Source organism: Sphaerotilus sp. (assembly GCF_034519685.1).
Classification (GTDB): Bacteria; Pseudomonadota; Gammaproteobacteria; order Burkholderiales; family Burkholderiaceae_C; genus Sphaerotilus.
On the sequence record NZ_JAXHOF010000003.1, the window covers coordinates 84314 to 104879 of the forward strand.

Annotated in this window: 16 protein-coding genes; 8 read left to right on the forward strand and 8 right to left on the reverse strand. The window is 67.4% G+C overall.

Features of this window, described 5'->3' with window-relative positions:
- The first annotated feature begins 45 nt into the window (after window positions 1-45).
- The 3 genes from U5O44_RS04050 (at window position 46) to U5O44_RS04060 (ending at window position 5927) form a co-directional block, all read left to right on the forward strand.
- On the forward strand, window positions 46-2142 hold the full coding sequence (locus tag U5O44_RS04050; protein ID WP_322587190.1) for a capsular polysaccharide biosynthesis protein: 2097 nt from the start codon (window positions 46-48) through the stop codon (window positions 2140-2142).
- 134 nt (window positions 2143-2276) lie between these two features.
- Entirely contained in the window at window positions 2277-3605 is a 1329-nt protein-coding gene (locus U5O44_RS04055; RefSeq protein ID WP_322587191.1) for a capsule biosynthesis protein, read from the forward strand.
- A 102-nt stretch (window positions 3606-3707) separates the two neighbouring features.
- Window positions 3708-5927 carry a helicase-related protein gene (locus U5O44_RS04060; RefSeq protein ID WP_322587192.1) on the forward strand — a complete coding sequence of 740 codons (2220 nt, stop codon included), beginning with the start codon at window positions 3708-3710 and terminating at the stop codon, window positions 5925-5927.
- Window positions 5928-5972: 45 nt separating this feature from the next.
- On the opposite strand, the gene asd is transcribed toward U5O44_RS04060, so the two are convergent.
- The gene (gene asd, locus U5O44_RS04065) at window positions 5973-6839 is read right to left on the reverse strand and encodes an archaetidylserine decarboxylase (protein ID WP_322587193.1); all 867 of its coding nucleotides are present in this window, start codon (window positions 6837-6839) and stop codon (window positions 5973-5975) included.
- A gap of 155 nt (window positions 6840-6994) precedes the next feature.
- Between asd and U5O44_RS04070 the strand changes: the two genes are divergently transcribed.
- Together U5O44_RS04070 and U5O44_RS04075 are read left to right on the forward strand one after the other, a co-directional pair.
- A complete protein-coding gene (locus U5O44_RS04070; protein ID WP_322587194.1) occupies window positions 6995-7966 on the forward strand; it encodes a 5'-nucleotidase in 972 nt (323 codons plus the stop codon).
- Window positions 7918-9207: a hypothetical protein gene (locus U5O44_RS04075; protein ID WP_322587195.1), complete on the forward strand. Its 1290-nt coding sequence runs from the start codon at window positions 7918-7920 to the stop codon at window positions 9205-9207. Before U5O44_RS04070 ends, U5O44_RS04075 begins: the two co-directional genes overlap by 49 nt.
- A 101-nt stretch (window positions 9208-9308) precedes the next feature.
- On the opposite strand, the gene U5O44_RS04080 is transcribed toward U5O44_RS04075, so the two are convergent.
- The 3 genes from U5O44_RS04080 to U5O44_RS04090 form a co-directional block, all read right to left on the reverse strand.
- On the reverse strand, window positions 9309-10700 hold the full coding sequence (locus tag U5O44_RS04080; RefSeq protein WP_322587196.1) for an efflux transporter outer membrane subunit: 1392 nt from the start codon (window positions 10698-10700) through the stop codon (window positions 9309-9311).
- An 80-nt stretch (window positions 10701-10780) separates the two neighbouring features.
- Entirely contained in the window at window positions 10781-13951 is a 3171-nt protein-coding gene (locus U5O44_RS04085) for an efflux RND transporter permease subunit (protein ID WP_322587197.1), read from the reverse strand.
- Window positions 13952-13967: 16 nt separating this feature from the next.
- Window positions 13968-15254, reverse strand: a complete 1287-nt coding sequence (locus U5O44_RS04090) for an efflux RND transporter periplasmic adaptor subunit (RefSeq protein ID WP_322587198.1) — start codon at window positions 15252-15254, stop codon at window positions 13968-13970.
- A gap of 93 nt (window positions 15255-15347) precedes the next feature.
- On the opposite strand from U5O44_RS04090, the gene U5O44_RS04095 reads away from it, so the two are divergent.
- Both U5O44_RS04095 and U5O44_RS04100 read left to right on the forward strand, forming a co-directional pair.
- Window positions 15348-15983: a TetR family transcriptional regulator gene (locus tag U5O44_RS04095; protein ID WP_322587199.1), complete on the forward strand. Its 636-nt coding sequence runs from the start codon at window positions 15348-15350 to the stop codon at window positions 15981-15983.
- Window positions 15984-16040: 57 nt separating this feature from the next.
- Window positions 16041-17132 (forward strand): type I restriction endonuclease, encoded by a 1092-nt coding sequence (locus U5O44_RS04100; protein WP_322587200.1) that lies wholly within the window; start codon window positions 16041-16043, stop codon window positions 17130-17132.
- Between the two features lie 37 nt (window positions 17133-17169).
- Here U5O44_RS04100 and U5O44_RS04105 read toward each other — a convergent pair whose 3' ends face one another.
- Window positions 17170-18183, reverse strand: a complete 1014-nt coding sequence (locus U5O44_RS04105; protein WP_322586630.1) for an IS701 family transposase — start codon at window positions 18181-18183, stop codon at window positions 17170-17172.
- 510 nt (window positions 18184-18693) lie between these two features.
- On the opposite strand from U5O44_RS04105, the gene U5O44_RS04110 reads away from it, so the two are divergent.
- Window positions 18694-19269: a hypothetical protein gene (locus U5O44_RS04110; protein ID WP_322587201.1), complete on the forward strand. Its 576-nt coding sequence runs from the start codon at window positions 18694-18696 to the stop codon at window positions 19267-19269.
- 82 nt (window positions 19270-19351) lie between these two features.
- On the opposite strand, the gene U5O44_RS04115 is transcribed toward U5O44_RS04110, so the two are convergent.
- From U5O44_RS04115 to U5O44_RS04125, 3 genes are read right to left on the reverse strand one after another with little or no spacing between them, the layout of a single operon-like run.
- Window positions 19352-19579 carry a PIN domain-containing protein gene (locus U5O44_RS04115; RefSeq protein ID WP_416222121.1) on the reverse strand — a complete coding sequence of 76 codons (228 nt, stop codon included), beginning with the start codon at window positions 19577-19579 and terminating at the stop codon, window positions 19352-19354.
- A gap of 24 nt (window positions 19580-19603) precedes the next feature.
- Complete coding sequence (locus U5O44_RS04120) at window positions 19604-20248, reverse strand: YitT family protein (RefSeq protein WP_322587202.1); 645 nt, start codon at window positions 20246-20248, stop codon at window positions 19604-19606.
- Window positions 20245-20565 carry a 4a-hydroxytetrahydrobiopterin dehydratase gene (locus U5O44_RS04125; RefSeq protein ID WP_322587203.1) on the reverse strand — a complete coding sequence of 107 codons (321 nt, stop codon included), beginning with the start codon at window positions 20563-20565 and terminating at the stop codon, window positions 20245-20247. Before U5O44_RS04125 ends, U5O44_RS04120 begins: the two co-directional genes overlap by 4 nt.
- Window position 20566 lies beyond the last annotated feature (1 nt).

A 20566-nucleotide genomic window follows, 5' to 3' on the forward strand; every position in this document is an offset into this window, starting at 1 on the left:
CTTTTCGGCGCATTGCCAGCCGACGGCATCTCGAACAATCGTCCCATGCTGCTCGAATGGCTCACCCCTTCCACCCGCGTCGCCGATGACGACACCCGCCCGCACCTGGCGGTCCTGACCCACGGTCTGCGGCGGATCGGCACCCTGCCCGCTCTGCTGCCCGAGTGGGCGATTGGAAACGGGCAGCAATCTCGCGCAGCGTCCGCCGTCCTAGCCTGGGGCCACAAGCCCAGCGCCCGCATCGCCGAGCAGTACGCCCAGCGCCACGGCCTGCCCCTGCTACGCGCCGAGGACGGCTTCCTGCGCTCCACCGACCTCGGCCACCGCTGCCCGCCGCTGTCGATCGTGCTGGACGACCAGGGCATCTACTACGACGCCTCACAGCCTTCGCGGCTGGAGAGCCTCATCGCCAGCCCGCTCGGCGCGGCACAGATCGACCGCGGCACCCAGCTGCGCGCCGCCTGGGTCAAGGCGCGGGTCTCCAAATACAACCACGCCCACGATGGCCTGCCCGACGCGCTGCTGCGCCAGGCGGCCACCGATCCGCCGGTGCTGGTGATCGACCAGACCGCCGGCGATGCTTCCATCCGCGGCGCGGGTGCCAGCGCCACCCATTTCGGGTGGATGCTGCAGGCGGCCCTGGACGAACATCCGGACGCACCGATCTGGCTCAAGGTCCATCCCGACGTCATCGCCGGCCGCAAGGAGGGCCACTTCGCCCACCTGACGCCGGGCGAGGCCACCCGTGTCACGCTGATCGCCGACGCCATCCATCCACCCGCGCTGCTCGACGTCTGCCGTGCGGTCTATGTGGTCAGCTCGCAGATGGGCTTCGAGGCGATGCTGCATGGCCGTTCCGTGCGCTGCTTCGGCTTGCCGTTCTATGCCGGCTGGGGGCTCACCTCCGACCATCTGAGCCCGCCAGCCCGCCGCCGCGCCACCAGCCCCGGCCTGGCCGCGCTCACCCACGCGGCCCTGATCGCCTATCCCCGCTGCCTGGATCCCGAGACGGGCCAGCTGTGCGAACCCGAACGGCTGCTGGCGCATCTGGCGCTGCAGCGCCGCCAGCGCGCCATGTGCCCGTCCCCCGTGCAGGTGCTGGGCTTCTCGCGCTGGAAGCGTCCGATCGCGCGCGCCTTCCTGCAAGGCAGCGCCGACATCACCTTCCTGCGCCGCGAGCGGCAACTCGATCCGGGCACCGCGGTCGCGGTCTGGGGCCGCCGGCCGGCGCCGCCGCTGGCCACCGGGCCGGTGCTGCGCATCGAGGACGGCTTCCTGCGCTCGGTCGGACTGGGCGCCGACCTGACACGCCCGGTGTCCTGGGTCATCGACGACCTGGGCATCTATTTCGACGCCACCCGCCCGAGCCGCCTGGAGCATCTGCTGCGCACGCAGGTGTTCGACGACGCCCTGTGCGCCCGGGCGGCCGACCTGCGGACCACGATCCTCAATGCCGGCCTGACCAAGTACAACGTCGGCACCGGCACGTGGAAACGCCCGGTCGGCGCCCGCCGCGTGGTGCTGGTGCCCGGGCAGGTCGAGAGCGACGCCTCGATCCAGTGGGGCGCGGCCGACATCCGCACCAATGCCGCGCTGCTGCAGGCTGTGCGGGCCGCCGAGCCCGACGCCTGGCTGGTCTACAAGCCGCATCCCGATGTCGTCGCCGGCCTGCGCCAGACGGGTGCCTCCTGGCAGGCCGAATGCGAACGCCTGCGCGCGCACTGCGACGAGATCGTCACCGAGGTGCCCATGCACAGCCTGCTGACCCAGGTCGACGCCGTGCACACCCTGACCTCGCTGACCGGCTTCGAAGCGCTGCTGCGCGGCTGTCCGGTCACCACCTGGGGCATGCCCTTCTATGCCGGCTGGGGTCTGACCGACGACCGCGCCCCGGCCGACCACCCGGCCCGCCAGCGCCGCAGACGGACGCTGCAGCTCGACGAGCTGGTGGCCGCCACGCTCATCCTCTACCCGACCTACCTCAGCCGCCATTCAGGCGCCTACACCACGCCCGAGCAGGCGCTGGTGGAGCTGCGCGAATGGCGGCGGCTGGGCACGCCAGCGGCGGCCCCGCTGGCCCGCGTCTGGCGACAGTGCAAGCGGCAGGTGCTGCATGCAGTGGCCTGGTTGCGCCAGCGCTGAACCGGGACGAACCCCGATATGCCCGGCTGCGCGCGTGTTATTCCGCCATTGCAGGAACGCTTGGGTACGGTGCAATCCCCCCCAAGCCAGAAGCCTTCCGGCTGCCAACGTCCACGCTGACACTCCCTGCCACCATGCCGACTGCCACCGAAGCTGCCAGCCTGCCCCCGTGGCCCACAGCCTTCCGTGCACTGGTCGACCGCCGGCACACGCTGATCCTGCAAGGGCCGATGGGCTGGTTCTTCAGTGATCTGGCCGCCCTGCTGACGCAGCAGGGGCAGCTGGTCACCAAGGTGCATTTCAACGGCGGCGACCAGCTCTTCTGGCGCCATGGCGGCGCATTGCGCTACACCGGTCGCCCTGAAGCCCTGGCCGACTGGCTGCGGGAGCTGATGAGGCGCCAGCGCATCGACGCCGTGGTGCTGTTCGGCCAGATGCGGCCCATCCACTGCGTGGCCCGGGCTGTGGCGCAGGAACTCGGGGTCGGCGTGTTCGTCTTCGAGGAAGGCTATCTGCGCCCGAACTACGTCACCATCGAGCGCCGTGGGGTCAATGCGCTGTCGCGCCTGCCGCGCTCGGCCAGTTTCTACGCCGATCAGAAGCTGCCGCACCACCCGGCGCCACAGCCGACGACACAGGACATCCGGCGCACCGCCCTGATCGCCGCCGCCTATGGCATCGCGGCCATCGCACTGCGGCCGTGCTACCCGCACCAGACCCACCACCGCTCGCTCAACCCGGTCACCGAACCCCTGCGCTGGGCACGCAGCTACCTGCGCTACCTGCACTACAAGGTCAGCGAACACGGCCTGCACGCCCGACTGACCAGTCCGGACCGGAGCAAGCGCTGGTTCCTGGTGCCGCTGCAGGTGCAATCCGACAGCCAGATCACGCACCACTCGCCCTATCCCGACATCGAGACGTTCATCCGCGACGTGATGGCCTCGTTCGCCGCCCATGCCCCCGACGAGGTCGGGCTGGTCATCAAGCACCACCCGATGGACCGCGCCTACAGCGACTACCGGCGCCTGATCCAGCAGGAAGCACAGCGCTTGCACATCGGACACCGCGTGGTCTACCTGCACGACCAGCACCTGCCGACGCTGCTGGACCACACCCGCGGCGTCATCACCATCAACAGCACCGTCGGTCTGCAGGCGCTGCACCACGGCGCGCCGGTCATCACGCTGGGCGAGTCGGTCTACAGCATGCCGGGACTGGTCTACGACGGCCCGCTGGCCACCTTCTGGCGGGCGCCAGGCCAGGTGAACCAGGCGCTCTACCAGCGTTTTCGGCACCACCTGGTCGCGCATACCCAGCTCAACGCCAGCTTCTATGCCAAGGCCCCCGCGCTCCAGGCGCGTCTCCCCGAGATGCCTGCGCCCGTGCGCCACACGCGGCGGGCCGATCTGCCGCCGGTGGAGCTGCCATCCCCGCGCATCCACGACGTGGCGGACGCCTGAAGCGGGCAAAGCGATCAGGGCACGGCCGACACTGTAGAGTTCAGCCTCCTCCGACGATCACGACGATCCCGACGATTGAACCCAGGCCCCGCGCCGCCCCCGATGTCCGCCACAACAGCTCCCCGTCCCCTGCCCCAGCCCCGCCACGCCAGCCGCATCCCGCCCCACCTCACGCCGGAACAGGTCGACCGCATCCGCCTGGCCGCCTACCTGCTGCCCCAGGTCGTGCAGCCGATCGACTACCAGATGGAGCAGAGCGCCGAGGCGGATGCGCATCTGGACGCCCTCGGCCTGATCCTGCTGCAGAAGGCGGTGCCTGGCCAGCGTCCCAGCCGCTGGATCGACCCGGCGCTGATGACGGAAGCGCTGCAGCACCTGAACGTGGTCGGCTCGGGCCAGAGCGTGCGTGCGCTGATGCTGGAGCGCGCGACGGCGCTGGACGCGCAAGGCGTGGCCCGGCGTGGCGAGCAATGGCTGCGCGAGGCACGCCAGGGTGTGCAGCTCCACGCCCAGGGCTGGCGCCTGACGGTGACGCACCACCAGCCCGTGCCGGCGCAGGACATCTGGGACTTCTTCCGCACCGGGGACAAGCCGGCGCTGATCAAGGCCCTGAGCACCCTGCCCGACTACCCGCATGCCGAAGCGCTCACGGCCCATCTGGAGCGGCTGGTCAACCGCAGCGCCGAGCTGAACCTGTGGCAGATCGGCTCGCTGCTGCCCGCGCTGCAGTCCGAATGCGCCACCGCGCAGCCGCTCGACAGCCTGATGGCCGCCTGCACCCGGGCCCAGGACCGCTGGGAACACCGCGTCAATGAACAGGACACCATGGAGGGCCTGAGCAGCGAGCTGGCCTTCCAGGGCTACCCCGACAGCTTCCCGCAGGCCCGCCGCCTGCAGCGCAAGGTGACGCTGTTCGTCGGCCCGCCCAACAGCGGCAAGACCTGGCAGGCCTTCGAGCGTCTGGCCACCGCCAAGGCCGGCGCCTACCTCGCGCCGCTGCGCCTGCTGGCACTCGAAGGCCGCGACCGGCTGGCCGGACGCGGCGTGCCGTGTTCGCTGCGCACGGGGGAAGAAAACGTGCCGGCCGACAACGCCCGCGTCGTCTCCAGCACCATCGAGATGGTCGACACCAACAAGCCCATCGAGGTGGCGGTGATCGACGAGGCGCAGATGATCTTCGACCACAGCCGCGGCTGGGCATGGACGCAGGCCATCGTGGCCGTGCCAGCCGAGGAGCTGCTCATCATCTGCTCGGACTACGCGGTGGAGGCGCTTCGCAACCTGCTCGGCCTGTGCGGCGAGGAATGCACGGTGCGGCGCTTCGAGCGCAAGCAGCACGTCGAGCTGCTGCCGGCGCCGGTGTCGCTGCAGTCGCTGAAGAAGGGTGACGCGGTCGTGGCCTTCAGTCGGCGCGACGTGCTGATGCTGCGCGACCAGGCGGCGGCCAACGGGCAGATCGTCTCGGTGATCTACGGCGCGCTGCCGCCGGAGGTGCGCCGCCGCGAGGCCGAGCGCTTCGCCACCGGCGAATCGCATGTGCTGGTGGCCACCGACGCGATCGGCATGGGCCTGAACCTGCCGGTGCGGCGGGTGCTGTTCAGCACGATGACCAAGTTCGACGGCCAGGGCGACCGCCCGCTGACCGAATCCGAAGTCCACCAGATCGCTGGCCGCGCCGGGCGCTTCGGCATCCACGAGGAAGGCTTCTGCGGCGTGCTGAAGGAAGCCGAGCCGACGGCATTGCGCACGCTCAAGGCGCTGCTGCCCAAGGTGCCCAAGGCGCCGCGCGACTTCAAGGCGCCGGTGGCCCCCAACTGGTGGCACATCGACACCATCGCCAGCCGGCTCGGCAAGAACCGCCTGCGCGACGTGCTGGGCGTGTTCGTGGAACAGCTCCAGCTCGACAACGCCCACTTCGCGGTGGCGGAACTCGACCAGATGCTCGATCTCGCCGCGCAGCTCGACCAGGTCGCCGCCAGCCTGCCGCTGCGCCAGCGCTTCGTCTATGCGCAGGCGCCGGTGGACACCCGCACCGATGCGCAGGTCAAGCAGTTCCTCGAATGGGCTGGGCACCACGCCAAGTCCGGTCAGGCCGGCGCCGCATGGTTCCTGAACGACGTGGACGAGCACAGCCGCCTGGAGCGCATGGAGCAGACGCTGCGCACCTGCACGCTGTGGCTGTGGCTGGACCTGCGTTTCCCCGGCGTCTACGGCCAGGTCGACGAGGTGGTGGACCTGCGCGCACGGCTCAACGACGGGATCGAGCGCCAGCTCAAGGCCAAGAAACCGCTGTGGCAGTCCCGCGGCGGCCGGCGCGGATAAGCCTCCCCCCTCCCGTCATGCCCGCGCACGCGGGCACCCACGCCGTCAGCCCACCCTGTCCGCCATCCGCTCCCCGAGGCGGATCGGCCCGGCCGGCTTCCACGCCGGGTTGAACACCAGCCCCGCCCCGGCGCCCGGCGCGTCCTTCGGGAACAGCATCACCACGGTCGAGCCGAGCAGGAAGCGCCCCATCTCCTCGCCCTGCTTCAGGCGGATGTCCTGGTCGGCATAGGTCCAGTCGCGCAGGTGGCCGGGCCGCGGCGGGTTCACCAGCCCGTGCCAGACGGTGGCCATGCTGCCGACGATCGTGGCACCCACCAGCACCAGCACGAACGGCCCGCGCGGCCCCTCGAACACGCACACCACGCGCTCGTTGCGCGCGAACAGCCCTGGCACGCCACGCGCTGTCGTCGGGTTGACCGAGAACAGCTCGCCGGGGACATGGATCATCCGCAGCAGGCGGCCGTCGCAGGGCATGTGGATGCGGTGGTAGTCGCGCGGGCTGAGGTAGAGCGTGGCGAACAGGCCGTCGTCGAACTGCGCGGCGAGCTGTGCATCCCCGCCGACCAGCGTGGTGGTCGAATAGCGGTGGCCCTTGGCCTGGAAGACCTGGTCGCGCTCGATGCGGCCGAACTGGCTGATCGCGCCGTCCACCGGGCAGATCAGCTCGGCCTTCGCCAGCGGACGGGCGCCGGGTTTCAGCGCGCGGGTGAAGAAGTCGTTGAAGCTCTTGTAGCTGGCGATGTCCGGGTTCAGCGCCTCGGCCATGTTCACGTCGTAGCGGCGCACGAAGCGGCGGATGATGCCGGTCGTGACGGCGCCGCGCTCCTTGCGCGCCACCCAGCCGGCAAAGGTGGTCAGGGCCTGCTTCGGAAGGAGGTACTGGGGCAGGACGGCAAGACGGTCGGACATGGCGCGGGAGGGGGCTGGCGTGAGGGCGGGCCATTGTAACGACGGCCCAGGGCTTGAATTGCGGGGGTTCTCCGCTAGGGCAAGGCCGCACGGTCTGACACAGTCCGGGGACTGAACTGCCTCCCGTGACCTCCCTCACCTCACCGCACAGCCCCATGCCCTACTCCCTCACCGACAAGCTCGTCATCGGCATCAGCTCCCGCGCCCTGTTCGACCTGGAGCACGAGAACCGGCTGTACGACGCCCAGGGCGTGGAGGCGTTCTGCGCCTACCAGCGTGCCCATGAGGACGAGCCGCTGCAGCCGGGCACGGCCTTCCCGCTGGTGCAGGCGCTGCTCGGTCTGAACCCGCTGCTGCCGGAGCGGCGCATCGAGGTGGTGGTCGTCTCGCGCAACTCGCCCGACACCGGCCTGCGGGCCTTCAACGCGATCGAGGCGCACGGGCTGGACATCACCCGCGCCGCGTTCACCGGCGGTGCGGGCTCGCTGGTGGCGTATCTGAAGGCGTTCGAGGTGGACCTGTTCCTGTCGCGCAACCGCCGCGATGTGCAGGAGGCGATCGACCACGGCGTGGCGGCGGCGATGCTCTATGACCCGCCGGCCGCGTTCCGGGCGACACCGGGCCAGATCCGCATCGCCTTCGATGGCGACGCGGTGCTGTTTTCGCCCGAGTCCGAACACATCTACAAGACGCAGGGGCTGGAGGCCTTTGCCGCCCACGAGCTGACCAACCGGCAGCGGGCCATGGCCGAAGGGCCGTTTGCCAAGCTGCTGGTCCGGCTGGCGGCGCTGCAGCAGGAGTTCCGCAGCCGGGGCGCGCCCTGCCCTGTGCGCATCGCCATCGTCACCGCGCGCTCCAGCCCCGCCCACGCCCGGGTCATCCACACGCTGCGCAACTGGCAGGTCGATGTGGACGAGGCCTTCTTCATGGGGGGCGCATCCAAGGACAGCGTGCTGGCCGCCTTCGGGGCGCAGATGTTCTTCGACGACCAGGATGCGCATGTGCAGCCGGCGTCGGTGCGGGTGCCCTCGGGGATCGTGCCGTATGCGGGGGGCTCGACCGACGCACAATCGCGCCCATGCAACGACACCTCACAGCCCTCGCCGCCACCGCCGCCGTCACCCTGAGCCTGGCCACCAGCGCCGCCTGTGCCGCCGAGGTCACCGTGGCCACCTGGAACCTCGGCTGGCACCTGGACGCCCCGCTGGCCACGCGCTGGATCGCCGCCTGCAGCCAGACCTTCTCGAAGCCCGGCACCGGCGAACTCTGGCGCCCCGACCCGGCCGGCACCAAGACCGGCTGGCAACTGCGCTGGGGCCGCGACGCCAAGATCGACTGGGACATCGGCAAGATGCCGCCCTGCGATGTCTGGCAGAGCCGCTTCAAGCCGGTGCCCGTCACCGAAGCCGCCCTCGCCAAGCGCCGCCAGCAGATCGCCGAAGTGCTCGCCAAGCGGGTGAACGCCGACGTGATCGCCTTCCAGGAGGTCAGCAGCGTGCAGGCGGTGCGTGAGGTGCTGCCCGATGGCGGGCGCGACTACGAGGTCTGCGGCTTCACCTCGCACAAGGTACAGCGGCTGGCGTTTGCGTGGCGGCGCAGCGTGGCGACCGCCGTGGGCGGCTGCGAGGTCTACTCCCCCCTGGCGCTGCCTGAGCGGCCCGCGAAGGAGCAGCCGCGGCCGGGGCTGTCGGTGGCGCTGCGCATCGGCGGCAAGGTGACGCGCTTCATGACCGTGCACCTGAAGTCGTCCTGTGTCTCGCCGCTGGAAGGCAGTAGCAGCAGCGGCAACGGCACCCGGGGCCAGCTCGCCAGCGACGACAAGGCGTGCAGCGTGCTGCAGGCGCAGCTCCAGCCGCTGGAACACTGGCTGCAGGAGCGCAGCCAGGGCGTGGACGCGGTGGTGATGCTCGGCGACTTCAACCGCAACATCGCCCACGAGGCCAGCCTGCCGGCGAACACGCCTGTGCGCAGCCGCGGCCGGCCCACCGATCCCTACGCCCCCGGCGTGCGGTCGAGCAACCTGTGGCGCGAGGTGAACGACGGCGTTCCGGCGGCGTCGCGGCTCACGGCGCTGGACAACACCTGCCCGCTGGACGAGGCGATTGCCAGCGTCTGCAAGTCGGCGAAGACCAAGGTGCTGGCGCCGGCCGAGATGGCACAGCTCACCGATGCCAAGGCGCTCGGCTGCCGCAACCCGCTCGGGCTGGACCACATCGCCGTGCGCCTGCCCGGCAGCGGCCCGGTGCCGGTCGCCGAGAAGGTGCCGCTCGGTTTCCTCGGCCGCACGCTGGAAGCCAAGGCGCCGCGGCCCGATCCGCTGCTGGCCGTGTCGGACCACTGCCCGCTGAAGGCGCGCCTGTCGTTGTGAATGAGCGTGTGTCCTCCCGTCATGCCCGCGCAAGCGGGCACCCACGCATCAACTGACGGTTGCGCGACCCGAGCCCCCACCCCAGCCCACGCCCCGGCAACTCAGCCGCCCAAGGCCTTGAACAGCGCCACCCGGTTCACCTGCTCGGCCAGCCGGGTCTGCACCAGCACCTGCTCGGCCGCCAGCAGGCTGCGCTGGGCGTCAAGCCGCTCCAGCGCGCTGGCTGCGCCATTCTGGTAGCGCAGCTCCGTCAGCCGCGCGATCTCGCGGGCGGCGTCGAGCTGCTGGCGCTGCGCGTCGAGCTGTTCGCGCCAGCTCGACAGCCCCGCCAGCGCGTCCGCCGTCTCGCGGAACGCCGACTGCACCGCCTTCTCGTACTGCGCCACCGCGATGTCGCGGTTCACCTTGGCGACGTTCAGGTTCGCCTGGTTGCGGCCCGAGTCGAAGATCGCCGCCAGCGCCGACGCGCTCAGCGACCACGCGAAGTTGCCCGTCTGGAGCAGGTCCGACAGGCGGCTGCCGGCCTGGCCCGCGCTGCCGGTGAGCGCCAGGCGCGGGAAGAACGCGGCCCGCGCCACGCCGATGTTGGCGCTGGCGGCCACGAGCGCCTGCTCGGCCTGGATCACGTCCGGTCGCTGCAGCAGCACCTCCGAGCCCAGCCCGACCGGCACCGGCGCCAGCACGTCCGCTCCGCCTGCCACCGTCCCGGCGTCCGCAGCCCCCGGCAGCAGCTCGGCCGGCACCGGCCCGCCGACCAGCAGCGCCAGCGCGTTCAGGTCAAGCGCGCGCTGGCGGCGCAACTGCGCCTGCGTGTTGCGGGCCTGGGCGACCAGGCTCTGCGCGGTCTGCAGCTCCAGCGAGGACGCCGCGCCCGCGTCGAAGCGCAGCGTCGACAGCTGCAGCGTCGCCTCGCGGCTGGCCAGCGTGCGCTCGGCCACCGACAGCAATTCGCCATCCGCCGCCAGCGCCAGCCAGCCGGAGACCACCGCGCTGACCAGCGCCAGCTCCGCGCTGCGCCGGCCCGCTTCGGTGGCGAGCACCTGCGCCTGCGCGGCTTCGCCGAGGTTGGCGATGCGGCCGAACAGGTCCAGCTCCCACGCCGTGACCTGCACGCCAGCGGTGTAGCTCTGCACCTGCCGACCGCTGGCCGCGTTGGGCGTGGCCGAGCCGATCAGACCGGCGCTGACGGTCGGCAGGCGGTCGGCCCGCGCGACGCCGAGCTGGGCCTCTGCGCGCTGCACGTTGAGCACGGCGACGCGCAGGTCGCGGTTCTGGTCCAGCGCCTGCTGCACCAGTTGCGCCAGCTGCGGCGATTGCACGAACGCCTTCCAGCCCAGCGGCACGGCGGCCCCCGTCGGTGCCGAGGCCGCCACCTCGGCGGGCAGCGGCAGTTGCGACGGGATCGGCGCGGCCGGCCGCTCATGGCGCGGCGCGAGGTTGGTGCATCCAGCCAGCACCAGCGCGGCCACCAGCCCGCCACCCCCCTTCGTCATGCCCGCGAAAGCGGGCACCCACGAGGGGCGACGACAGGGCTTGGCGTGGGTTCCCGCTTTCGCGGGAATGACGGAGTAACTCATGACTTGTCCTTCAGCAATGCCGCCACGGCATCGGTCGACGGCGACGACAGCGCCGTGCTGTGCGGCGCGACATGGCCGCCGGGGAAGATCCGGCGCACCACGACATAGAACACCGGCACAAAGAACACCGCCAGCACCGTCGCCGCGATCATCCCGCCCATCACGCCGGTGCCGATGGCCCGCTGGCTGGCCGAGCCCGCGCCCGAGGCGATCGCCAGCGGCAGCACACCGAGGATGAACGCAAACGAGGTCATCAGGATCGGCCGGAAGCGCAGGTGACAGGCTTCGAGCGTGGCCTCCAGCAGCCCCTTGCCCTCGGCCTGCAGATCCTTGGCGAACTCGATGATGAGGATGGCGTTCTTCGCCGACAGGCCGATCACGGTGATGAGCCCGACCTTGAAATACACATCATTGGGCATGTCGCGCAGGTTCACGCCCACCAGCGAGCCCAGCACCCCCAGCGGCACCACCAGCAGCACCGCCAGCGGAATGCTCCAGCTCTCGTACAGCGCCGCCAGGCACAGGAAGACCGCCAGCATCGAGAACGCCAGCAGGATCGTCGCCTGCGAGCCGGAGAGCTTTTCCTCGCGCGACGCACCGGTCCACTCGAACGCGAAGCCCGGCGGCAACTGGGCGACCAGGCGCTCCATCTCCGCCATCGCCTCGCCCGTGCTGTAGCCCGGGGCGGCGTCGCCGCCGAGCTTCATCGCCGGGTAGCCGTTGTAGCGCACCGTCTGCATCGGCCCGGTCACCCAGGCCACCGTCGAGAACGCCGACAGCGGCACCTGCTGCCCGCGCGTGTTCGGCACCTGCAGCTTGAGCAAGTCCTCGGGCTGCATCCGCGCCGTGGCGTCGGCCTGCACGATGACCCGCTGCAGCCGGCCCTGGTTCGGGAAGTCGTTGGCATAGGCCGAGCCCATCGCCGTCGCCAGCACGCTGTTGATGGCGTCGAACGACACGCCCTGCGCATAGGCGCGCTCGCGGTCGATGTCCAGCCGCAGCTGCGGCGCGTCCTCCAGCCCGTCGGGGCGCACGCCGGCGATCACCTTGCTCTCGCGGGCCAGGCCGAGCAGCTGGTTGCGCGCGGCCACCAGCGCCTCGCGGCTCTGGCCGGCGCGGTCCTGCAGGCGGAAGTTGAAGCCGGTCGCAGTGCCGAGTTCGGGGATCGGCGGCGGACTGAGCGGAAACACGAAGCCGTCGCGTACCGCCATCAGCGCCCCGAACGCCCGCCCCGCCACGGCCTGCGCCGAATGCGCCGGGCCGACCCGCTCCTTCCAGTCCTTCAGCGTGATGAAGCCCAGGGCGGCGTTCTGGCCCTGGCCGGAGAAGCTGAAGCCGAGCACGGTGGTGACCTTGTCGACCTCGGGCTGCTGCATGAAGAAGCCTTCGACCTGCTGCAGCACGGCGCGGGTGCGCTCGGCGGTGGCGCCCGGCGGGAGCTGCACATTGACCAGCAGGTAGCCCTGGTCCTCGTTCGGCAGGAAGGACGTCGGCAGCCGCTGGTACAGCAGCCCCACCGCCCCCAGGATCACCCCGAAGATCACCAGATAGCGCGCCGCATGGCGGATCACCACGGCGACCCAGCCCTCGTAGCCCTTGGCGGTGCGGCGGAAGGTGCGGTTGAAGGCGCCGAAGAAGCCGCGCTTCTCGTGGTGGCCGGCCGGGATCGGCTTCAGGAAGGTCGCGCACAGCGCCGGCGTCAGCGTCAGCGCCATCAAGGCCGAAAACGCCATCGACGCCACCAGCGACAGCGAGAACTGCCGGTAGATGTTGCCGACCGAGCCGCTGAAGAAGGCCATCGGCACGAACACGCTCATCAGCACCACGGTGATGCCGATGACGGCGCCGGTGATCTGGCCCATCGCCTTGACGGTGGCCTCCCGCGGGCTCAGGCCCTCCTCGGCCATGATGCGCTCGACGTTCTCGACCACGACGATGGCGTCGTCCACCAGGATGCCGATCGCCAGCACCATGCCGAACATCGTCAGCACGTTGATCGAGAACCCCGCCAGCAGCATCACGCCGAAGGTGCCCAGCAGCGCGACCGGCACCACGATGGTCGGGATCAGCGTGTAGCGCAGGTTCTGCAGGAACAGCAGCATCACCAGGAACACCAGCACGATCGCCTCGGCCAGCGTCTGGACCACCTGCTCGATGGAGATGCGCACGAAGCGCGAGGTGTCGTAGGGGATCTCGAAAGCCACGCCTTCGGGGAAGGTGCGGCTGAGTTCGGCCATGCGCTCGCGGATGGCGGTGGCGGTGCCGAGCGCGTTGCCGGTGGGCGAGAGCTGCACGCCGACGCCGGTCGAGGGCACGCCGTTCAGCCGCGCCGAGGTGGCGTAGCTCTGCGCGCCCAGCTCGATGCGGGCGACGTCGCGCAGGCGCACCGTCGAGCCGTCCGCGTTCGCCCGCAGCACGATGGCGCCGAAGGCCTCTGTGCTGCTGAGCTGGCCGTTGACGACGACGGTGGCGCTCATGGTCTGGCCGGCGATGTGCGGCAGCTCGCCGATGGAGCCGGCCGAGACCTGTGCGTTCTGGGCGCGGATGGCTGTGTTCACGTCGTTGGGCGACAGGCCCAGCCCGGCGAGCTTGGCGGGATCGATCCAGACACGCATCGCCCGCTCGGTGCCGAAGAGCTGCGCCTGGCCGACACCGGCGACGCGCTGCAGCTCGGGCACGATGTTGCGCGCCGCGTAGTCGCCGAGCGCGATCGGGTCATAGGCCGGGTTCTTGGACGTGACCGAGACGAACATCAGGAAGTTCGAGCGCGCCTTGTCCACCCGCACGCCCTGCTGCACGACCGAGGCCGGCAGCCGGGGCGAGGCGCGGCTCAGGCGGTTCTGCACCTCGACCTGCGCGAGTTCGACATTGGTGCCGGGCTCGAAGGTGACGGTGATCGCGCCGGTGCCGTTGGCCTGAGCGGTGGACTCCATATAGATCATGCCGGGCGCGCCGTTCATCTCGCGCTCGATGACGGCGAGCACGGCGCTTTCCAGCACCTGCGGCGAGGCGCCCGGGTAGGCGGCGTTGATGACCAGCGACGGCGGCGCCACGGTCGGGTATTGGGCGATGGGCAGCCGCGTGATCGACACCGCGCCGAGCACGATGATGAACAGCGCGATCACCCAGGCGAAGATGGGGCGGTCGATGAAGAATCGGGAGGACATGCGGGTTCCTTCCGGGTCAGCGGCTGGCGGCCGGGGCGGCGGAAGCGGTGGCCATTGGCGCCGACGCGGCGGAGGCCCCGGCGGGTGGCTTGCCGCCTGGCGTCCACGGCACCGGCGTGACCGGCGACTTCGGGCGCATCTTCTGGAAGCCGTCGACGATGACCTGCTCGCCCGCCTTCAGGCCGTCGAGCACGACCCAGGCGTTGCCGTTCGCCCCGCCGATCTTGACCGGGCGCGGTGCGGGCATGTTGCCCTCGCCGACCACCATCACGGTGTCGCCGGCCGAGCCGCGGGTGACGGCCTGTTGCGGGACGAGGATGCCGCTGTCGGTTTCCGCCTGCGCCACGCGCACCTTCACATACAGCCCCGGCAGCAGCGTGCCTTCCGGGTTCGGCACCTCGGCGCGCAGCGTGACCTGGCCCGAGGTCGCGTCCACCGTCAGGTCGGAGAACAGCAGCTTGCCGGGGTGCGGGTATTCGGTGCCGTCGTCCAGCACCAGCCGCACCTCCGCGCCCGCCCCGCCCGCCCGCTTGAACTGGCCGGACTCGAACGCGCGGCGCAGGCGCAGCGCCTCGGACGCCGGCTGCGTGAAATTGACGTAGAGGCGGTCCACCTGCTGGATCAGCGCCATCTGGGTCGCCTCGCCCTGGCCGACCAGCGCGCCTTCGGTGACGAGCGCGCGGCCGATGCGCCCGCCGATCGGAGCGCGCACGGCGGCGTAGTCCACATTCAGCCGGGCGCTCTGCACGGCGGCCTTGGCGGTGGCGAGGTCGGCCTGGGCCTGCTTGACCGCCGTCTGTGCGGCGACCCATTCGGTCTGGCTGATGGCCTTGGCGGCGGCCAGCGGCTCGTTGCGGGTCAGCGTGGCCTGGGCCTGGGCGAGGTTGGCCTCGGCCTTGGCGACGGTGGCGACGGCGCTGTCGAGCGTGTTGCGGTAGGGGGCGGCGTCGAGCTGGTAGAGCGACTGGCCGGCCTTGACCTCGGCGCCTTCGGTGAACAGGCGCTGCTGCACGATGCCGGCGACACGGGCGCGGACCTGCGCGGTGCGCCACGCTTCGAGCCGGCCGGGCAGCTCGGCGCGGATCGCCACCGATTGCGGCTGCACGGTGATGACGCCGACGGCGGGCGGCGGTGGCGCCTTGCCGGCGCCGGCACCGGGGCCACCGGCGGGGGCGCCGCCCGGACCGGACGCTGCGCCCCCGGAGGAGCCGCCGCCACACGCCACCAGCGCCGCCGCCAGGGCCAGCATGGCCAGCCCGGCGGTGGTGCGGCGCACCGAAGAGGAGTCTTGTCTGTGATGCATGTCAGTGTTTTCCCAAGGGAACGCTTGAATCGGGAACGATGGCGACTATCTTACATACACTAATGAATGTATGTTGTCTGGAGCGTAAACGCCGTGGTTCGACGCACGAAAGAAGAAGCCGCCATCACCCGGGAGCACCTGCTCGACACGGCCGAGTCGGTGTTCCTGCGCGAGGGTGTGGCGCGCACGTCGCTGCAGCGGATCGCGGAGGCAGCGGGCTTGACGCGCGGCGCGATCTACTGGCACTTCAAGGACAAGGCGGAGGTCTTCAACGCGATGATGGAGCGGGTGCGGCTGCCGTGCGAGGCGGCGCACGACGCGCAGGAACAGAGCCTCACGCAAGACACGGACCCGGTGGAGGCGCTGCGCGCCTTTGCGTGGGTGCCGATCGCGCGGATGCTGGACGACGAGCGCACGCGGCGGGTGTTCACCATCGCGATCCACTGCACCGAGTACAGCGACGAGATGCGCCCGGCGCTGGAGCGGCACATCGCGGCGATCGAGGATTTCCGGTCGCGGGCCGAGCGGCTGATCGCGGCGGGTCAGGCGCGCGGCCTGCTGGATGCGGCGGTCAGCGCGCGCTCGGCGTCGATCGGGTTCATCGCACTGGTCGACGGGATGCTGTCGCGGGCGACGCTGCTGCCGGTCGAGGCGGGGGCGGTCGAGGGGTATCGGGGGGGGATCGAGGTGTTTCTGCGGGGGTTGCAGCAGGACGAGAGCAAGGTGTAACTATTTTTCACATTAGTCGCAAGTGTGAAATATTGCCGCAAGTATCACAAGTACTGCATGGACTGCAGACAATCGACACACTATTCTGACAAATCCGTTCAATTGCTGAGCGGAAATAATCACAAAAATAATACCAACCTCGCTGCAACCCCAAGGAATAACATGGATTTCATAGATCAAATTCGCGTGCTTGCCACCCGCATCGCCAATACAAAAACAATAATTCAAACAGAGGAAGCAACAAAAAATGCAATGATTATGCCGTTGATCCAGATACTTGGATACAACGTCTTTGATCCCCTCGAAGTCACGCCTGAATTGGTTGCTGACGTAGGGACCAAAAAAGGAGAGAAAGTTGATTACGCCATTCTTCGGGACGGGAAGCCAATTATCCTCTTCGAGTGCAAAAAAGCCGGCGCAGAACTAAACATCAACCATGCCGGACAGCTCTTTCGTTATTTCCACGTCACTGAGGCCAGATTCGGCGTTCTGACAAATGGCATCACCTATCAGTTCTTCACTGATCTGGAGAAGCCAAACAAAATGGATGACAAGCCATTCTTCGAATTCAATATTCTCGACTTCAAAGAGAGGGATATTGAAGAGTTGAAGAAATTCGCAAAAATGGCATTTGACTTAGATACCATTCTGACAACTGCGAACGAGCTTAAATATACACGCGCCATTCAAACCCGTTTGACAGAATGGATGACCACCCCGACTGAAGACCTTGTTCGCCTTGTTTCTTCGGATTTACTCGGCGGACGCCGATTCACTCCGGCGATACGCGATCAATTCACTCTAATAACCCGTCGCGCATTTGAGCAGTTAGTAAGCGAGCGCATCAATGAGCGATTAAAGGGCGCCATGGCACCTGAATCTATTTCAGTCCCAGACCCCATATCAATCACGGTGACGCAGCCGCAAGAAAATACAACAGCATCAACCAAATCAGAGCCTCAAGTAGCAACTTCCCCGGAAGAGCTAGAAGGATTTTATATAGTTCGCTCCATTGTCAGAGACTTGGTTGCAACAAAGCGGGTATCCATGCGCGATGCTCAGAGCTACTGCGCCATCCTACTTGACGACAACAATCGGAAGCCAATTTGCAGGCTGCGGTTCAATAATCATAGGACTTACGCAAGTTGAACTCAGTTAGCACAGAGCTTGGACTTTTGTAGCCATCTCAAATGTACGCCATCGGCACTGACGGTCGAGCTATTTCCTGCCGCATGTAATTCGACATCATCGCCTTCTTGATGCTGTAGATATTCGTCCTCATGTCTCTGGCCAGCGCGGACAGATGGTTCCACGCCAAGATGACACAGGCAATGTGATTCCTCTGCGCCCTGGCAGATCGACACTGGCATTTCTCCATGCCCAGCACCTGTTTGACCTCCCGGTGATACTGCTCGATCTTCCACCTGATCGCGCAGATCTCTCGCGTGTCGTCCACCGAAGTCTGTTCCAGATCATTGGTCACCACCCATTCCGTGCGACCGTTTCCCGTCGCCACCCGAAACAGCTTGACCTTGAGGCTGCCTGGAAACTTGTTCACCTTGACGAGCTTGCCGTGCGCGGCGCCTTGGTCGCTCCACTGCAACTCACTGACGGCCTGATAGGGCGCCTGCGCCTGACTGTCATCGACCAGGCGATTGCTCTTGAGCGGGCAGTAGAAGATCTTGCCCGCACGATGGATGTGCACCATCAGCTCCTTGGTGGCGTACCAGGAGTCCATCAGCACCACGCGGAATGGCAGCTTCTTGCCCGTCATGGCCTCGTCGAACATCTCCTGGACGTGCTGGAGCTTGGTCTTGTGGTCCACCTGCGGGGCGAACACTCGCCAGTCGATGATCCAGTAGCGACCGCTGCGGGGGTTGACGTACAAGCAGTTGACCACACCGATGCCCTTGATCAGGCCATGGGCATTGCCGCTGTACTGCCGCCGCACCAGCTCGATCGCATGGGAGTGGTTCTTGTCCGAGACGCTGTCGTCGAACAGCAAGAAAGCGTTCGGATCAGGTTCGATGGATTTCTCCACCTGCTCCCAGACGATGGCAGGCGTTATGTTTTCGTCTTGCAGGTAACGGTTGATGGCGTCATGCGAGAAATGCGGGTGATGGTCGGCGAAGTAGGTTTGGGTATAGTTGGTCTGGGTGGAGATCAGAAACTGACAGTAGTCGCGTCTTGTCGGCTTCATCATGGCTCCTGTTGAGTTGAGGCAAGCCAATTGTAGGCATATTTAATGAATCCGAACAGCCAGTTGAAACAAGATATTTCAGTGCACATCGGGTGCCGGATCAATCCATGGATCAGAATATGGAACTCAAAACTCAGTTGAGTTTGAAATTTTCTTTTGCGTAAGTCCTAAATCAAGAAAAACTACGCCTTGGTTTATTTACCGACAAAAAAGAAGAGGAAATAGTAAATATAGAATCGCCGGATGACATATATAATCATGCGGAAAAAATCAGGGAAATTGTCGGCATATACACCTCAAAGTCATGAAAAATATTTAGTCAAAATAATTTTAGTATTGTTACACAAAGACTTTACCGCTTCACTCAACAACCACCAGCTAAAGCTGGTGGGATGAGGCTCAGGCCCGCCGACGAGTGATTTCAATGTGTATGAAAGCACAGGCGGGTCAACTCAAACGCTGTATATGGCGAATCGCACCTCAATCGTTCACCGCACAACCTAAATCGCCATGGGCATCCACGACCGAGACTGGTACCACGATCACCACCGAAACGCAGCCGCGAAAGCCCATCGGCCGTCCGCCACCCGGTTTCGGACTCGCTCCAGCAACTCAGGCTGGTTCCCGTGGATTTTCTGGATTGCACTGATCTTCTGCACGCTCCTCGTCACAAAACTGCTTCTCGAATCAAAGCGAGATCTGCCGTTTCCAGAGACTGGACAAGTTCATTGGTTCATTGAACGCACTTCCGAAACTGTTGCGCCGCTCACGATCATCGCTCCGTCAGACGAACAGGTTAAGTATGTGGTGCATCTCGACGACTGGGAATCGAAGGCACCCGTTGCCATGATTCCTGTCCGCGGGCGCGAAACAGCAAAAATAGAAATACCCCTCGGACGCTACCGAGTCACGATGACAAAGGGTATTGGTTGGCGCGGCCCTGGAAAGCTCTTCCGCATGAATACCGAGTCGAAGGAAGCAACCTCTCCGCTGGAGTTTTATTCAGTGGACCGGCAGATTGTTGGCCATACCATTCGACTTGAGACGGTCGCTGGGAACATGGACACGAGGCCAGCCCGCCGATGACTCAAACCGCAACGGATTCGCGGTAGGTCAAGTCGATTGCCCAAGTGATGGCGCGCGGAAACTGAAGAGTCGCCTCGATCGGTCATCCAGCGGCCACAAACGGATTGAAAACGTCCACCCCCAGCGCCTGAAAATCCGCCACATTCCGCGTGGCCACCCTCAACCCATGCACTTTCGCCGTCGCGGCGATCATCGCGTCTTCGTAGAGCGTGTCGGACTTCCTGTGCATCAGCCACGCCCAAACCCTGAACGTCGCGGCATCCATCGGCAGGACGTTGTAGGCGCCGGCCACCAATTCCAGCCACGCCACCTGTCCGTTCGCGACGCACGCGGATCACCGCGCCACATACCGCCCCGGCCGGTGGTTCATCGCCAGCACCAGATTCAGCGTCAACGCCCCCAGCACCGACAGCAGCACCTGCGGCAGCGGCACGATGAACAGCGCCGCGCCGACGATGCAGCAGTCGATCGTCATCTGCACCTTGCCGGCGCGCCAGCCCCGGCGCTCCTGCAGCAACACGGCCACCACGCCGATGCCGCCGATGCTCGCCCGGTGGCGGAACAGGATCAGCATCCCGGTGCCGATCAGCAGCCCGCCCGCCACCGCCGCGAACAGCGGGTTCAGCGCCGAGAAGGACAGCACCCGCGGCAGCAGCTCGATCTCGGCCGACATCAGCGCCACCGCCGCGAAGGTCTTCAGCGTGAACTCGCGCCCCATGTGGCGCCACGCCAGCCAGTAGAACGGCAGGTTGATGAGGAACAGCGCCAGCCCGAAGTTGACGTGGCTGGCGTAGTGGACGAGGAAGGCGATGCCGGTGGTGCCACCCGCGACCATCGAGGCCTGCCGGAACATCGCCACGCCGAGCACGACCAGCACCGTGCCGCTGAGCAGCGCGACGATGTCCTCGGTGAGCGAGTGCGGGATGACCGGGGAGTCGTCGAGCGCGGGGGAAGGAGTCGCAGTGGAGGGAGACGTCATGGAGCGGGGACGTGCAAGCGGCGTGCCGCCGCTGCGTCGCACAGCCGGGCCAGCGCCACATCCCGCGCCGACACGCCCTGCACGTCGTGGCTGGTCCAGGTCACGGTGACCCGGTTGTAGACGTTGGACCACTCGGGATGGTGGTCGTGGCGCTCGGCGTGCAGGGCGATCTCGGCCATGAAGCCAAACGCCTCGGCGAAGCCAGCGAAGCGGAACTGCCGGGTGAGCGCGCCACGGGTGGCATCGAACTGCCACAGCGCAAGTTCGGCCAGCGCGTGCTGCAGCGCGGCGGGGTCGAGCAGGTCATGGTGGCGCATG

Excerpts from the sequence above, each read along its gene's own strand:
- U5O44_RS04050 (WP_322587190.1), top strand. The coding sequence starts at position 46 with ATGCTGCTCGAATGGCTCACCCCTTCCACCCGCGTCGCCGATGACGAC.
- U5O44_RS04055 (WP_322587191.1), top strand. The coding sequence starts at position 2,277 with ATGCCGACTGCCACCGAAGCTGCCAGCCTGCCCCCGTGGCCCACAGCC.
- U5O44_RS04060 (WP_322587192.1), top strand. The coding sequence starts at position 3,708 with ATGTCCGCCACAACAGCTCCCCGTCCCCTGCCCCAGCCCCGCCACGCC.
- asd (WP_322587193.1), bottom strand. The coding sequence starts at position 6,839 with ATGTCCGACCGTCTTGCCGTCCTGCCCCAGTACCTCCTTCCGAAGCAG.
- U5O44_RS04070 (WP_322587194.1), top strand. The coding sequence starts at position 6,995 with ATGCCCTACTCCCTCACCGACAAGCTCGTCATCGGCATCAGCTCCCGC.
- U5O44_RS04075 (WP_322587195.1), top strand. The coding sequence starts at position 7,918 with ATGCAACGACACCTCACAGCCCTCGCCGCCACCGCCGCCGTCACCCTG.
- U5O44_RS04080 (WP_322587196.1), bottom strand. The coding sequence starts at position 10,700 with ATGACGAAGGGGGGTGGCGGGCTGGTGGCCGCGCTGGTGCTGGCTGGA.
- U5O44_RS04085 (WP_322587197.1), bottom strand. The coding sequence starts at position 13,951 with ATGTCCTCCCGATTCTTCATCGACCGCCCCATCTTCGCCTGGGTGATC.
- U5O44_RS04090 (WP_322587198.1), bottom strand. The coding sequence starts at position 15,254 with ATGCATCACAGACAAGACTCCTCTTCGGTGCGCCGCACCACCGCCGGG.
- U5O44_RS04100 (WP_322587200.1), top strand. The coding sequence starts at position 16,041 with ATGGACTGCAGACAATCGACACACTATTCTGACAAATCCGTTCAATTG.
- U5O44_RS04105 (WP_322586630.1), bottom strand. The coding sequence starts at position 18,183 with ATGAAGCCGACAAGACGCGACTACTGTCAGTTTCTGATCTCCACCCAG.
- U5O44_RS04110 (WP_322587201.1), top strand. The coding sequence starts at position 18,694 with ATGGGCATCCACGACCGAGACTGGTACCACGATCACCACCGAAACGCA.
- U5O44_RS04120 (WP_322587202.1), bottom strand. The coding sequence starts at position 20,248 with ATGACGTCTCCCTCCACTGCGACTCCTTCCCCCGCGCTCGACGACTCC.
- U5O44_RS04125 (WP_322587203.1), bottom strand. The coding sequence starts at position 20,565 with ATGCGCCACCATGACCTGCTCGACCCCGCCGCGCTGCAGCACGCGCTG.